The sequence below is a fragment of the Pseudomonas sp. GW822-FHT06D10 genome (genome assembly GCF_058799535.1).
On record NZ_JBXALN010000008.1, the window covers coordinates 82,264 to 95,135 of the forward strand.

Below are 12,872 nucleotides of genomic sequence, written 5' to 3' on the forward strand. Positions count from 1 at the left end.
TGGAGAACCCTGACCATGCGTCTGCTCAAACCCGCCTCGGCCCCAGCCCCTCTTGCCGCAAAGGAGCTGCCCGTGCCCACCTGCGAACAACACGCCCTGATGCTGCTGCAACGCGTGACCAAGCTCGACAACGCCAGCCTGCATTGCCGCGAAGTCAGCCTGCGCATGTCTGAAGACCAGAATCACCTGGTGCTGACCCGCTACAGCGAGCACTACAGCCCCGAGGGCATGGAGTGGGTGGAGCGCAAGCATCGGGTGTCGGTGACCGACCTGCTGCGCTGGGTGATCGAGCAGGGCCAGCCGCAGAGCATTGAACGCGGAGAAGAACACAAGGCCTCGGCCTGAGGCCTGTAGGGGCGAGCTTGCTCGTGACGATCGCGCGCAAGCTCGCCCCTACAGAACTCCGCTAACTGATCTGACTGGCCGTGGCCACAGAGGCGCCCCTAAGTCTCTTCGGCAGACGCCTGTCTGCCCGCCTCCCCACGAACACCAACCTCTCGACACGCCAACGCACTCACCGCCAGACACCCCGCCGCCAGCGAATACACCCACACCGTGGACGCCACCGGCAGCAGCAAGCCGGCGATCAAGGGCCCGACCCCGGCGCCGATATCCCGCCACACCGCATTGGCCGCCAGGGCCCGCACCCTGCCCGTCCCCGGATGCCGCTGTGCAACCACCGTGACCACCAGCGGCAATTGCAGGGCCCGCAACACCAGCACCAGGGCACCGCCGACAATCAGCCAATGGCAACCAAAGCCCACCAGGGCCACAGAGGTCAGCAGGGAGAAGACGATCAACATCCGCGTCGCGCCCCAGCGTTGTGCAGCGAGGCCGCCCAGGGAGCTCAGGAGCATTTCCGAAACGTAGCGCAGGGCCAGAAGCCCGCCCGCCACCAGCACCGCATTGCCCGCCATCAGCTGCTCGGCCTGCAGCGACAGGCCAATGATGAACAGACCATCCAGCACCAGCCCTTCGATAAAGGACCACAGCGCCACGCTGTCGGGGCGCTGAAAACGGCGGCTGGAACTGGCCAGTGGATGGGGTTTGCTCGGCAGGCCGAAGGCCAGGAGCAGGGCGACCAGCGACGTCAGGGCCATAAGAAGGAAGATCACTCGCGGGCCATATTCGACGCTGACCAGCGCGCCCAGGGGCAAGGCCAGCATCGGCCCGGTGGCGATCAGCGCCCGGGAGCGGCCGGTGCGGCGGGCGGCGCCCGTGGGCTCGGCGGTGGCCATGACCTGGGTTGAAAGGTTGAGGGCCGCGTAGGTCAGGCCCCAGCCCAGGCGCAACAGCAGCAGCCACCAGAAGCCGGACAAGGTGGCGTAGCCCAGGGCACAGAGTGCGGCGGTGGCGGCGGCCAATACGCAAACCGGGCGATCACCGCACCGGGCGTAGAAGCGCATCACATGGCTGTAGCCGAAGATCCGCACCAGGCGGTTGGCTGCCAGCAACAGGCCGGCTTCGGCCAGGGTCACGCCGAAGGCCTCGTGCTGCATGGGCAGCAACAGGTAGAGCAAGGTGTCGCCGGGCAGGCACAGGCCGAGGATCGAGGCGGCGCGGGCGGAAGCCTTATCGGTGGTGCGGACGTGGGTATCGGGCATGGCAGGCAAACCGGCAGGTCATGAACGGCGTTCAGCGTGACCTTCTGTTGCGACACTGACAAACGCTTTAATTGCGCCATACATGTGACTAAATTAGACACATGATCACTGACCTGCCGCCCCTGAACGCCGTCCGCGCCTTTGCCGCCGCTGCTCGCCACGAGAGTTTCAGCCGCGCCGCAGAAGAACTGCATGTGAGCCACAGCGCGGTGAGCCGCCATATCAAGTTGCTGGAAGAGCACCTGGGGGTGCTGCTGTTCGAACGGCGCATCCGCCAGTCGGTGCTCACCCCTGCCGGGCAAGCCTTCCATGAACAGGTCAGCGTGGCCCTGGCCCAGATCGCCAATGCCGCCGCCTCCCTGCGCCGCGGCGCGGCCCTGCGCAAGGTCACCGTCAATGTGCGACCGTCCTTCGCGGTGCGCTGGCTGATTCCCCGCTTGCCGCAGTTCATGGCGCTGTACCCGCAGATCCAGCCGGAGGTGGTGACCAGCACCCTGCTCCCCGATCCCGCCAAGGAAACCTTCGACCTGGTGATTCGCCGTGGCCGCTCCGGCTGGGCAACCACGCTGCAACCCCAACGCCTGCTGGAAGACGAAATCCTGGTGGTGGCAGCGCCGTCGCTGTTGCACAGCACAGCACTGAACAGCCCCGATGATCTGTCGCGACATACCTTGCTGGTCAGCCGCACCCGCGCCAGCGACTGGCAGAAGTGGCTGGAACACTGCGGCCTGAAACCGCTGCGCACCTCGCCGACCTTGCATTTCGACCATATGCACTTCGTGCTCCAGGCCTGCGTCGACGGGCTGGGCCTGGCGCTGTGCCCGGCCTCGTTGCTGGCCAAGGACCTGGCCAGCGGCCGCCTGATCTGCCCCTTGCCGGACCTGCGCCAGCCCCTGACCCGCTATTACTACGCGCTGGACAGTGATGCGGCCCCCGAAGCCCAGGTGTTTATCGATTGGATGCTGGCGCAGATTCGCCAGGACGCCTTGGATAATCAGGTACATCAGCTTGCGGGCAATGCGGGCCAACGCCCATAAATAATCGGATACAAAAGCCTTGCTCCAGCCCGCGCAACCGACGTTTCTTCGACATCGGCTGCGCTACCATTTCGCCCCCTTTGCAACCGCTAGAGATCCCGCAGCAGATGCTCCCGACCACGCTACCCACTGCCCTGCCTCCTGTTCTCGCCGGCCCGTTGCTGCGCCGCCTGGAGCCGACGCGGCTGGTGCTGTGGCTGGTGGGTTCCAGGGCGTTGGCGCTTACCCTGCGCCTGCAGCCCGCTGGCAGCACGACCCTGGATCTGGCCCTCGACCCGCAGCAATGCCAGGTCATTCCCGTCGGTCGCCATGCCTTTATCCATCTGATCGATGTGGCACTGGACGATGCCCTGCCCCTGGACCTGACGATCGCCTATGACCTGCTGATCAACGATGCCGAGGACAGCGCCCGGGCTATTGCCGATTGGGCGCCGCACCTGCTGTATGGCGATGCCGGGACCCCGGAGTTCGTGCTCCACAGCCGCATCGACAACCTGCTCCACGGCTCCTGCCGCAAGCCCCATCACCCGTCCGCTGACGGCTTGCTCTGCGTCGACCGCCTGCTGGCGCAACAACCCGAGCCTGCACAACGCCCGGCCTTGTTGATGATGAGCGGCGACCAGGTGTACGCCGACGATGTGGCCGGGCCCATGCTGCGAGCCGTCCACGCCCTGATCGAGCGCCTCGAGCTGTTCGATGAAGAGTTGGACGGTGCCGTAGTGGCCGACAGTCAGGCGCTGTACCGCCATGGCGCCAGCTACTACCAGCGGGCCGAATTGCTCCCGGCGCTGAAGAGCAATGAAACCCTGCGCGAGCGGTTTTTCGGCGGGGTGAAAAAGCCGATCTTCACCAGCAGCAACGCTGACAACCACCTGGTGACGTTCGCCGAGGTGCTGGCCATGTATCTGCTGGTCTGGTCGCCGCTGCCCTGGACCCTGATCACGCCACAGCCGCCACGACTGACAACGGAACAACAGACGCGCTACACCCGGGAACAGCAGCGCATCGACGAGTTTGTCCAGGGCCTGAAGGGTGCCGCGCGGGTCTTTGCCCACCTGTCGTGCCTGATGATCTTCGACGACCACGACATCACCGACGACTGGAACCTCAGCGCCCAATGGGAAGAAACCGCCTACGGCCATCCCTTCTCCAAGCGCATCATCGGCAACGCGCTGCTGGCTTACATGCTGTGCCAGGGCTGGGGCAACAACCCGGATGCCTTCGCCCAACTGCTGGAACACACCTGGGCCTTGAGCGCCACGGCACAAACTCCGGAACGCATGCTGGAATGTCAGGCCCAAAACGACCTGATCGACCAGTTGCTGGGTTTCCAGCAGTGGCAATACGTATTGCCCAGCACCCCGGCCCTGGTGGTGCTGGACACCCGCACCCGGCGCTGGCGCAGCGAGTCCAACCTGGGCCAGCCCTCGGGTTTGCTGGACTGGGAAGCCCTGAGCGAACTGCAACATGAACTGCTGGATCACCCCTCGGCGATCATCGTTTCACCGGCGCCGATCTTCGGCGTCAAGCTGATCGAAACGGTGCAGAAGGTCTTCAGTTGGTGCGGCTACCCGCTGCTGGTGGACGCGGAGAACTGGATGGCCCATCGCGGTTCCGCCCAGGTGATCCTGAACATCTTCCGCCACTCGCGAACCCCGGGCAGCTACGTGATTCTCTCGGGGGATGTGCATTACTCCTTCGTCTACGAAGTGCTGATTCGCCACCGCCAGGGCGGCCCGCGGATCTGGCAGATCACCAGCAGCGGCATCAAGAACGAATTCCCCGCCGCCCTGCTGGAATGGTTCGACCGCCTCAACCGTTGGCTCTACTCGCCGCGCTCGCCGTTGAACTGGTTCACCAAGCGCCGGCGGATGAAGGTGATGCCCCATGTGCCCGAGCATGCCGAGGCCGGGGAGCGGCTGTGGAACTCGTCGGGGATCGGCCAGGTGTTTTTCAATGAGCAGGGGCAGCCCGTGGCGATCTATCAACACAATGCCAATGGCACGGCGCCGACACGGATGATTGCGCCGAGATAGAATCCGCTGTCGCCGGCCACCAGGAAGGACCCTCCCCAACATGCCTTCAAGCCCGATCACCCCGGTACAGCGAGATACCATCCGCTACCTGCTCTCGGACGCCTTTGTCGACAACGAGGTGGACTACGCCTACATCGCCCGGGAAACCCAGGCCTACGACCGTGCCGAGGTGGAGCGCATTCTCTACGAAGAGGTGGCGCCGGTGTGCTACATCAACCTGATGTCGGTGATCCCGGAGATCTGGATCGGCTTCGAGCGGGAGTCCTTGCTGGAGGAAATCGAGGATAGCCTGGCACTGCGGCGCAGCAGCCGCTGGCAGGCCTTTCGCGATCGCTTGTTCATCCGCTGGATCCGCTTTCGCGGCGCCTATATCTGGGAGGAAATCTGCAAGCACTATGGCCCCTAGGTTCTTGCCCTAGCGCGCATCGGCGCTGCAGTAATCGGTAGGCCGCAGCGCCACCCGCTCCGGCAGCATCTCGCCCTTGTCGTCGATCTTGCGCAGCATGGCGGTGCACATCTGATCCTGGAGAAACACCATCTGATAGGTGGCGCCGGCCTCGGGCACGAAGGTCACGCTTTGCTCGCAAACGGCGCGGTAGTCCTTATCCATCCCTGGTTCAGTGTTGTAGAACATGAAGGCGAACGGGCGATTGGCCGGGATCTTCAGTTCGTTGGCACCAAAGCCCTCCTGGCGGCGCATGCGGTCGGTAGCGGCCGTCATGGGAATGCCCAGGTTGCGGAAATTGGGATTGGCAATGCCGCGATGGGGGCGAACCATCAGCCCGGAGCTCGGTTTGCGCCAGTCGATGCAATCGCTGTAGGGCACACCCCGCACCAGCCCCTGGGCGACGATGCGGATCAGTGCGGTGTCACCGGCATCGGCCGGCACCCGGTAGCTGACGGTGGTCGCTTTGAGCGCGGAAACAAAGGCACAACCGCTGAGCCCCAGGGACAGGCTCAGCAACAGGATCGAGCGAAACCGCATGATTCATCCTTGAAGGACCGACAGCGAAGGCTGACGCAAAGGATGGCAATCCTACCTCGGCGCCAGGGCGCGCCGGCAGATTTTTCTGCGGGGGCCTGTAGCCGCAGCTCAAGGCGACTACAGGGTCAAGCCCTCAGTAACGGGCGTCCGCCGGGCGGCCGCCGTTGGGCCAGTCCTTGACCTTGTCCGGGAAGTCCGGGCGCGGCTGGTGGGAGAAGTATTCGGCCACGTCCAGGGCTTCCTGGTCCGAGAGGCCGCCCTGGCCCAGGGGGAACTTCTCGTGGAAGCCAATCGGCATGTTGCGTTTGACGAAGGCCGCCGCGGTGTAGGTGCGGGCCATGCCGGCACCGATGTTGAAGGATTGATCGCCCCACAGCGGCGGGAAGATCAGGCTGCCGTCGGCGCGTTTCAGGCCTTCGCCATCCGCGCCGTGGCACACCGCGCATTGCTTGGCGTACACCTGCTTGCCATTGTCAGCATTGGGCTTGAGGGCCGGGTCGATCTTGCCCACACCGCGCCCGGCCACCTTGTCTTCTGGGCGGGTGTTCATTTTCATCCACTCGAAGTAGGCCACCATGGCTTGCATGTCGGCGCCGTTCACCGGCAGCGGCTTGCCGTGCATGGAGCGGCGGAAGCAGCCGTTGATGCGCTCTTCCAGGGTGATGGTCTTGCCCGCCCGCGGCGCGTAGCCGGGGAAGAACGCCGAGACGCCGACAAAGGGTGAACCGTCGGCCACGGTGCCGGCGTTGAGGTGGCAACTGGTGCAGTTCAGCGAGTTGCCGACGTTGTCCGGCAGCAGGGCCTTGGTTTCCAGGTGCAGGCGCATGCCGCGCACCACTTGTTCGGCATTCGGCGCCGCCAGCAGGTTGGCCAGGCGCGGGGTTTCGAACAGAGTGCTTTCCACTTGCGGACTCAGTTGCGCCCGCATCTTCTTCACTTGCTCGGCGCTGATGGCGGAGCCGTTGTTGCCCCAACTGCTGCGGACAAAACTGAGGATCTCGGCGATCTCGCCATCGGCCAGCTGGGCAAAGCCGGGCATGGTGTAAACCCGTGGATGGGCGGCGGTCTGGGCGGTCTTCCAGCCGGTCAGGGTGATGTGCAGCAAGGAAGTCGGGTTGGCCGAGGCGACGCTGGGGTTGCCGGCCAGGGACGGGAACATCTGCGGCACGCCGGCGCCATCCTGGCGGTGGCAGTCGGAACAAAACTGCGCGTAGCCCAGGCCGCCACGGGAGGTGAACAGGTTGTTTGGCGGGGCCGCCGGGGTCAGTGCCACCGAAGGCATGGGCAGGTCATCTTTGCCGGCCGGCAGGGACTTGAGGTACGCGGCGATGGCCGTCAGGTCGGCGTCGGTGAAATGCTGGGTGCTGTGGTGGATCACGTCGGCCATGTTGCCGGACACCGTGGCAAAGCGGTTCTGCCCGGTCTTGAGCAACTGCACCGTGTCCTCCACGGTCCACAGGTTGCGCAGGCTCAGGGCTCGCCACTCTTCCACCGTCTCGCCGGCCAGGTAGTGCTGGCCGCCGGATTCGCTGTCGCTCATGGCCTTCTCCTGGAAGGCGATGCCCCGCGGGGTATGGCAGGAACCGCAGTGGCCCAGGCCCTGGACCAGGTAGGCGCCGCGATTGAGCTGTTCGTCCTTGGCCGGGTCAGGCTTGAAGGGCTGCTTGTCGACGAACACCAGGTTCCAGAACCACAGGCCCCAGCGCTGGTTGAAGGGGAACCCCATGTCGGCTTCCAGGTTGCCCTGGGCTACGGGTTCCACCCCGTGCATCAGGTAGGCGTAGAGGGCGCGCATGTCCTCTTCGGTCATCTTGGCGTAGGACGGATAGGGCATGGCCGGGTACAAATGACTGCCGTCAGGGGTTACGCCTTCGCGCATGGCGCGGTCGAATGCTTCGAAGCTGTAGCTGCCGATACCGGTGTCTTTATCCGGGGTGATGTTGCTGGAGTAGATGGTGCCCATGGGCGTCTTCAGCTCCAGGCCACCGGCCATGGTGGCCCCGCCCTTGGCGGTGTGGCAGGCAATGCAGTCGCCGAGCTGGGCCACGTACTGGCCACGCTGGATCAACTCGGAATCTGGGGTGGAGGCCGCCGCTGCCGGGGTCGGCTCGCTGGCATGCAGTAGGGGTACGCAGAGCAACGCAGCGCCCAGAAGGCACAGGCGTGACAGAGAAAAAGCCATCAGGTTATTCCTTTAAAATCCGCCTGGGGTGGTCCCCTCGGCCGATATCCACAAAGGTTTTTATTGGTTATCCCGGCCTTCACGGTACAGGCCCGGGGCTCGATACCTTGTGGGTCCGAGCCTGATGCCCTTGTAGCGGATTTTTCTGAAAACCCTGTTGATATGGATCATGGCCCTATAGGCAATGTCCTGTATGGCCGACTCTGCGACACTTTTACCGGGTGGTTTCCACCCCTAGGCCGGCGGCCTGCCAATCGACGAAACCATCGTCCAGGCGCCGCACCCTGAAACCCTTGGCGCGAAGCAAGGCCGCGGCATTGTGTGACAGCACGCAGTAGGGCCCGCGGCAGTAAGCCACCAACTCCTGGCCCGCGGGCAACTCGGCCAGACGCTGCTCCAACTCTTCCACCGGGATATTGATTGCCCCCGGCAAATGCCCAAGGGCGAACTCCTGCGGCGAGCGCACGTCCAGCAGGGTCATGCCGCCCTCCTGCAGGCGTTGGCGCAGCTCTTCCCGGGAGATGCCTTCCAGGCGCCCCGGCTGCTGCTCGCTGTCGGCCAGCAGCTCACGGATCTGCCCGTGGTTGTAATCGACGTATTGGCGCAAGCCCCCCAGAAGTGCGGCCAACGGCCCCTGGCTGAGGCTATAGAGCACCCGCTTGCCGTCGCGCCGGGTCTGCACGAAACCGCCCCGGCGCAGCTGTTGCAAATGTTGCGAGGTGTTGGCCACCGAGAGTCCCGAGGCTTCCACCAGGCGCTCCACCGGCTGCTCGCCACGAGCAATGTGCTCCAGCAGGATCAGGCGGTGGTGGTGGCCGAGAATACGTGCCAGCTCGGCCATGTCCGCCAGAGGCTGTTGAGGGGAAATCGAATCGGTCATTGACAGCTCCTGCTGCTTTATTGATCATTCAATCACTTTATTGAATGAAACATTATCACACCCATAGCCGAGGCTGAAGTGCAGCCATCCATACCCAGGAGTCTTTATGCATGAGTTCATGGCGTTGATTTTACCGGCACTGCTGATCGGTGTCGGCGCTACCTTGGTCCTTGATTTGTGGACGCTGTTTCTGGCGCGAGTGTTGAACATTCCTGGCCCCAACTGGGCCATGGTCGGACGCTGGATCGGGCATTTTCCTCGGGGCCAGTTCCTGCACCAGAGCATTGCCCAAGCCGGCCCGGTTCCGGGGGAACGGGCCCTGGGCTGGCTGGCCCACTATCTGATCGGCGTCCTGTTTGCCGCCCTGTTGCTGCTGGCCTGCGGCCTGCAATGGGCACAACAGCCAACCCTGGCACCGGCCTTGCTCATTGGCGTGCTGACGGTGGCTGCACCGTTCTTGCTGATGCAACCGGGCATGGGCGCGGGAGTGGCGGCGAGCAAGATGCCCAAACCGAATGTGGCCCGGCTGCGCAGCCTGATCGCGCATTCGGTGTTCGGGCTGGGGTTGTATGGCGCGGGGATGTTCTGGGCATGGCTGTTGGGGCAGACGGCGTGATCGGCGCCTCAAGCAGTGCCCACTAGACCCGATTCTCGACTCGCAAGCCGGGAACCCGTTCAAACTCCCGCAGATGCGCAGCCTGGACGTTACACCGCGGCGCAAGAAAAAAGGCACTCAAAGCCAGGATGACGACTCGAAGTCATGGCGGACTTCAAATACGGAACTGGATAACCATGCTCGAACACCTCGACCTTAACGCGCTGATCGCCGCCTACGGCTATTGGGTGATTTTCATCGGTTGCCTGCTGGAAGGTGAAACCGTACTGATCCTCGGCGGCATGGCCGCGCACCAGGGCACCTTGCAATGGTTGCAGGTGATCGGCTGGGCCACCCTGGGAGGCATCCTCGGCGATCAATTGCTGTTCTGGACCGGGCGCTATGGCGGGGCGCGCCTGCTGCCCAAGCTCAAGCGTCACCAGGCGGCCATCGAACGGGTCCAGGGCCTGATCCGGCGTTACCCCTCGACTTCGGTGTTCGCCGTGCGCTTTCTCTACGGCATGCGCCTGGTGGGCCCGATGGTGATCGGCGCCAGTGGCCTGGCACCCTGGCGTTTCGCCCTGCTCAATGTGCTGGGGGCTGCGGTATGGGCCATCTTGTTCGTCAGCGCCGGTTACTGGGCCGGCGAAGCCTTGCAGCATTTTCTTGGCGACCTGAAACCCTATCGCCTGCCGATCTTCCTCGGGGTGATAGCGCTGGTGGTTCTTGCGGCACTGGTGCGGCATTTGCGTAATGGGCACAAGGCCCAGCAGCACTGAGACAACCGCTTCGGCACATCGGGAATTTTCATACTGACCCGGCGACTTTATTTCGTTTGTCCAGGGCCCCCGGCCCCGGCTTAGATAACGGCTTGTTTCCGGCACCCAGAGCCCGCATCCATGAGCCACGAGAACATCAGCCGTTCGATCTCCACCGTCCACCCGATCCGCCTCAGCCACGGACGCAACGCCGAGGTCTGGGACATCGATGGCAAGCGCTACATCGACTTTGTCGGCGGTATCGGCGTGCTCAACCTCGGGCACTGCCACCCACGCATAGTCTCAGCCATCCAGCAGCAGGCCACCCGGCTCACCCACTACGCCTTCAATGCTGCGCCTCACGGGCCCTACATCGAGTTCATGCAGCGCCTGGCGAACTTCATCCCGGTGAGTTACCCGGTCAGCGGCATGCTCACCAACAGCGGCGCCGAGGCCGCGGAAAACGCCCTGAAGATCGTGCGGGGAGCTACCGGGCGCAGCGCGGTGATCGCCTTTGACGGAGGCTTCCATGGGCGCACTCTGGCCACCCTCAACCTCAACGGCAAGGTGGCGCCCTACAAGCAGAAGGTCGGTGTACTACCCGGGCCTGTGTACCACCTGCCCTACCCCAGCGCCGACAACGACGTCAGTTGCGAAGAAGCGCTGAAAGCATTGCGTCGGCTGTTCAGCGTGGAGATCGATGTACAGGAAGTGGCCTGCTTCATCCTTGAGCCGGTGCAAGGCGAAGGCGGCTTCCTGGCCCTGGACGCCACGTTCGCCCGAGCCTTGCGCAGCTTCTGCGATGAACATGGCATTTTGCTGATCGCCGACGAGATCCAGTCCGGCTTCGGCCGCACCGGGCAGCGTTTTGCCTTCTCCCGCCTGGGCATCGAGCCGGACCTGATCCTGCTGGGCAAGAGCATTGGCGGCGGGGTTCCACTGGGCGCCGTGGTGGGTCGCAAGGCATTGCTGGACGTGCTGCCCAAGGGCGGCCTGGGGGGCACATACTCGGGCAACCCGATCGCCTGCGCGGCGGCGCTCGCGACCCTGGATGAAATGACCGACGAGCACCTGCAAGCCTGGGGCGAGCGCCAGGAGCGGGCGATCGTGCAACGCTATGAGCATTGGAAAAGCAGTGGGCTCTGCCCCTTCCTGGGCCGCCTGACGGGGGTGGGAGCCATGCGCGGCATCGAGTTGGTCAATGCCCGGGGCGAACCGGCGCCAGAGCAACTGAGCACGCTGCTAGGCAGCGCCCGGAATGCAGGTCTGCTGCTGATGCCCAGCGGCAAGTCGCGGCACATCATTCGCCTGCTGGCGCCCTTGACCACCGAGCCTGAAATCTTCGAGGAGGGCCTGGATATTCTCCAGGAATGCCTGGCGCGCCTGTGATTCCCGGCGCGCCGGCTCCGTGGCTAGAACAGATAGCCCATGTAGATCGCCGCGCCACCACCTGCCTGTACGCCGGCGTTCATCCCCGCCATCACCAACGCGCCCTTGGCCGAGCGCATCAACTGTTCGTTGACCCGGGACGAAGCGATGATCGAGGTCACCGGGCTGGAGTTGAGGGCCACCGCCATAGCAAGCAGCTTGGGGTCCAAGCCGAACAGCAAGGCCGTGGCCGAACCACCCACCACCAGCCCTGCACCCACTTCGGTGTACATGCAAGGGCCGGTGATGTCGTCCTCCGTCAGGTCGCTGCTGCGCAGAGCATCGCTAACAAACACCTTACCGGTGCTGGGAAAAGCCTCCGCCGCGCCTGCGCCTCCAACGCTCTTGCCCTTGACCTGGATATTGACCTTGCCGAAACGCGGCAGGCGCGCACCAAAACCGGCGCCCACCCCCAGGCCGCCGTAGCGATAGCTGACATCCTTGCCCTGGGGTGAACGCAGGATGATCGAGCCGCCGCTACCCGCCACTAGGGCTACGGTCAGGCCGCCGCCGCTGGCGGTCTGGTACAGCCATTTACTTTCGTTGACCGGAATCGGAATGCTGAGGTTCATGGGGTCAAAGTCCTTTTGCTCGTTGGGTGGCTCGTCCGCGCTGGCTGATGACACCCACCAGGCCGGCCAGGGTAAATACCAGACCGATCAGGCCGAGCACACCCGGGGTGGCCCAGAGTGCTGCCGGGTCGTCGATGATTGCGCTGTTGGCCGGCCGCTCGGGCTGGTAATACACCCGCACCGGCTGGTCCTTCTGGTAGCCGAAGATAAAGCCACCCTGGGGGTAGGAAATCTTCTCACCAGTACTGCTGGTGAAGGCGATCTCGGGGTGCGACCCCCCGGCATTCAAATCGCTGACGATACCGTCGGCGGTCTGGGCACTGGCGAGGAACTCGCGGCGATCAAGAGTGAGATTGACGGCGATGACCAACAGGCCGATGCCGATCAGGGCGAACAGCAGACCCTGGAGGATCTTGCCGAAGCGTGACGGGGTGGAGTTAGCCATGGGCTGTCTCGATATTCGTCCGTGAAAGAGGGAGGCCACGATAACAAGAAACCTGCCTCCAGAAAAACCACTGCCGCGGCGCAAGCGCATTCCGGCAACGGCGTTCAGGCACCCCGGAAAGCGGCCTGAACGCCTATCACCAGCGCTTGCAAACCGAATTTCCGACGGGCATTGCCCTGGAGGAATTTGTCCGCAAATACCGGCGGAAGTTCCAGGCCCCGGACCTGCTCCCGGCGTTTTTTTTTCAACACAACAGGGGAAATTGCTGGCGAGCTGCGCCTTGTCCCGACATGAAGATTTGCGCGAAAAACAGGCGCTGAAAGACGTCATATCGGACTGTCCAACACCAG

Annotated in this window: 13 protein-coding genes; 7 read left to right on the forward strand and 6 right to left on the reverse strand. The window is 64.0% G+C overall.

What is annotated here, in order from left to right; all coding sequences use genetic code 11:
• Positions 1-15: 15 nt before the first annotated feature.
• Positions 16-345, forward strand: coding sequence for a hypothetical protein (locus AC1RL5_RS24785; RefSeq protein ID WP_015636890.1), 330 nt, complete (start codon positions 16-18; stop codon positions 343-345).
• Between the two features lie 98 nt (positions 346-443).
• On the opposite strand, the gene AC1RL5_RS24790 is transcribed toward AC1RL5_RS24785, so the two are convergent.
• Entirely contained in the window at positions 444-1,604 is a 1,161-nt protein-coding gene (locus tag AC1RL5_RS24790; RefSeq protein WP_492589858.1) for an MFS transporter, read from the reverse strand.
• A gap of 101 nt (positions 1,605-1,705) precedes the next feature.
• Between AC1RL5_RS24790 and gcvA the strand changes: the two genes are divergently transcribed.
• From gcvA to AC1RL5_RS24805, 3 genes are all read left to right on the forward strand, one after another.
• Positions 1,706-2,641 carry a transcriptional regulator GcvA gene (gene gcvA / locus AC1RL5_RS24795; protein WP_492589860.1) on the forward strand — a complete coding sequence of 312 codons (936 nt, stop codon included), beginning with the start codon at positions 1,706-1,708 and terminating at the stop codon, positions 2,639-2,641.
• Positions 2,642-2,748: 107 nt separating this feature from the next.
• Positions 2,749-4,677: an alkaline phosphatase D family protein gene (locus tag AC1RL5_RS24800; protein WP_492589862.1), complete on the forward strand. Its 1,929-nt coding sequence runs from the start codon at positions 2,749-2,751 to the stop codon at positions 4,675-4,677.
• 40 nt (positions 4,678-4,717) lie between these two features.
• A complete protein-coding gene (locus tag AC1RL5_RS24805) occupies positions 4,718-5,083 on the forward strand; it encodes a DUF7079 family protein (RefSeq protein ID WP_239690659.1) in 366 nt (121 codons plus the stop codon).
• Between the two features lie 9 nt (positions 5,084-5,092).
• On the opposite strand, the gene AC1RL5_RS24810 is transcribed toward AC1RL5_RS24805, so the two are convergent.
• The 3 genes from AC1RL5_RS24810 to AC1RL5_RS24820 form a co-directional block, all read right to left on the reverse strand.
• Positions 5,093-5,662 (reverse strand): hypothetical protein, encoded by a 570-nt coding sequence (locus AC1RL5_RS24810; RefSeq protein ID WP_011063253.1) that lies wholly within the window; start codon positions 5,660-5,662, stop codon positions 5,093-5,095.
• A gap of 133 nt (positions 5,663-5,795) precedes the next feature.
• Entirely contained in the window at positions 5,796-7,844 is a 2,049-nt protein-coding gene (locus AC1RL5_RS24815; protein WP_072450887.1) for a c-type cytochrome, read from the reverse strand.
• Positions 7,845-8,058: 214 nt separating this feature from the next.
• A complete protein-coding gene (locus tag AC1RL5_RS24820; protein ID WP_015636898.1) occupies positions 8,059-8,724 on the reverse strand; it encodes an ArsR/SmtB family transcription factor in 666 nt (221 codons plus the stop codon).
• Positions 8,725-8,830: 106 nt separating this feature from the next.
• On the opposite strand from AC1RL5_RS24820, the gene AC1RL5_RS24825 reads away from it, so the two are divergent.
• From AC1RL5_RS24825 to AC1RL5_RS24835, 3 genes are all read left to right on the forward strand, one after another.
• Positions 8,831-9,340 carry a DUF2938 domain-containing protein gene (locus AC1RL5_RS24825; RefSeq protein ID WP_072450888.1) on the forward strand — a complete coding sequence of 170 codons (510 nt, stop codon included), beginning with the start codon at positions 8,831-8,833 and terminating at the stop codon, positions 9,338-9,340.
• Positions 9,341-9,516: 176 nt separating this feature from the next.
• Positions 9,517-10,098, forward strand: a complete 582-nt coding sequence (locus AC1RL5_RS24830) for a DedA family protein (RefSeq protein WP_093408302.1) — start codon at positions 9,517-9,519, stop codon at positions 10,096-10,098.
• Between the two features lie 120 nt (positions 10,099-10,218).
• Positions 10,219-11,466: a 2-aminoadipate transaminase gene (locus AC1RL5_RS24835; RefSeq protein WP_093408298.1), complete on the forward strand. Its 1,248-nt coding sequence runs from the start codon at positions 10,219-10,221 to the stop codon at positions 11,464-11,466.
• A gap of 23 nt (positions 11,467-11,489) precedes the next feature.
• Here AC1RL5_RS24835 and AC1RL5_RS24840 read toward each other — a convergent pair whose 3' ends face one another.
• Positions 11,490-12,077 carry a hypothetical protein gene (locus AC1RL5_RS24840; RefSeq protein ID WP_011063260.1) on the reverse strand — a complete coding sequence of 196 codons (588 nt, stop codon included), beginning with the start codon at positions 12,075-12,077 and terminating at the stop codon, positions 11,490-11,492.
• Positions 12,078-12,081: 4 nt separating this feature from the next.
• Positions 12,082-12,612 (reverse strand): DUF3592 domain-containing protein, encoded by a 531-nt coding sequence (locus AC1RL5_RS24845; RefSeq protein ID WP_041119764.1) that lies wholly within the window; start codon positions 12,610-12,612, stop codon positions 12,082-12,084.
• Positions 12,613-12,872: the final 260 nt, after the last annotated feature.

What these genes read in the sequence shown, in the direction of transcription:
- AC1RL5_RS24835 (WP_093408298.1), top strand. Translation starts at nt 10,219, where the DNA reads ATGAGCCACGAGAACATCAGCCGTTCGATCTCCACCGTCCACCCGATC.
- AC1RL5_RS24830 (WP_093408302.1), top strand. Translation starts at nt 9,517, where the DNA reads ATGCTCGAACACCTCGACCTTAACGCGCTGATCGCCGCCTACGGCTAT.
- AC1RL5_RS24805 (WP_239690659.1), top strand. Translation starts at nt 4,718, where the DNA reads ATGCCTTCAAGCCCGATCACCCCGGTACAGCGAGATACCATCCGCTAC.
- AC1RL5_RS24840 (WP_011063260.1), bottom strand. Translation starts at nt 12,077, where the DNA reads ATGAACCTCAGCATTCCGATTCCGGTCAACGAAAGTAAATGGCTGTAC.
- AC1RL5_RS24810 (WP_011063253.1), bottom strand. Translation starts at nt 5,662, where the DNA reads ATGCGGTTTCGCTCGATCCTGTTGCTGAGCCTGTCCCTGGGGCTCAGC.
- AC1RL5_RS24785 (WP_015636890.1), top strand. Translation starts at nt 16, where the DNA reads ATGCGTCTGCTCAAACCCGCCTCGGCCCCAGCCCCTCTTGCCGCAAAG.
- AC1RL5_RS24825 (WP_072450888.1), top strand. Translation starts at nt 8,831, where the DNA reads ATGCATGAGTTCATGGCGTTGATTTTACCGGCACTGCTGATCGGTGTC.
- AC1RL5_RS24815 (WP_072450887.1), bottom strand. Translation starts at nt 7,844, where the DNA reads ATGGCTTTTTCTCTGTCACGCCTGTGCCTTCTGGGCGCTGCGTTGCTC.
- AC1RL5_RS24820 (WP_015636898.1), bottom strand. Translation starts at nt 8,724, where the DNA reads ATGACCGATTCGATTTCCCCTCAACAGCCTCTGGCGGACATGGCCGAG.
- AC1RL5_RS24790 (WP_492589858.1), bottom strand. Translation starts at nt 1,604, where the DNA reads ATGCCCGATACCCACGTCCGCACCACCGATAAGGCTTCCGCCCGCGCC.
- AC1RL5_RS24800 (WP_492589862.1), top strand. Translation starts at nt 2,749, where the DNA reads ATGCTCCCGACCACGCTACCCACTGCCCTGCCTCCTGTTCTCGCCGGC.
- AC1RL5_RS24845 (WP_041119764.1), bottom strand. Translation starts at nt 12,612, where the DNA reads ATGCGCTTGCGCCGCGGCAGTGGTTTTTCTGGAGGCAGGTTTCTTGTT.
- gcvA (WP_492589860.1), top strand. Translation starts at nt 1,706, where the DNA reads ATGATCACTGACCTGCCGCCCCTGAACGCCGTCCGCGCCTTTGCCGCC.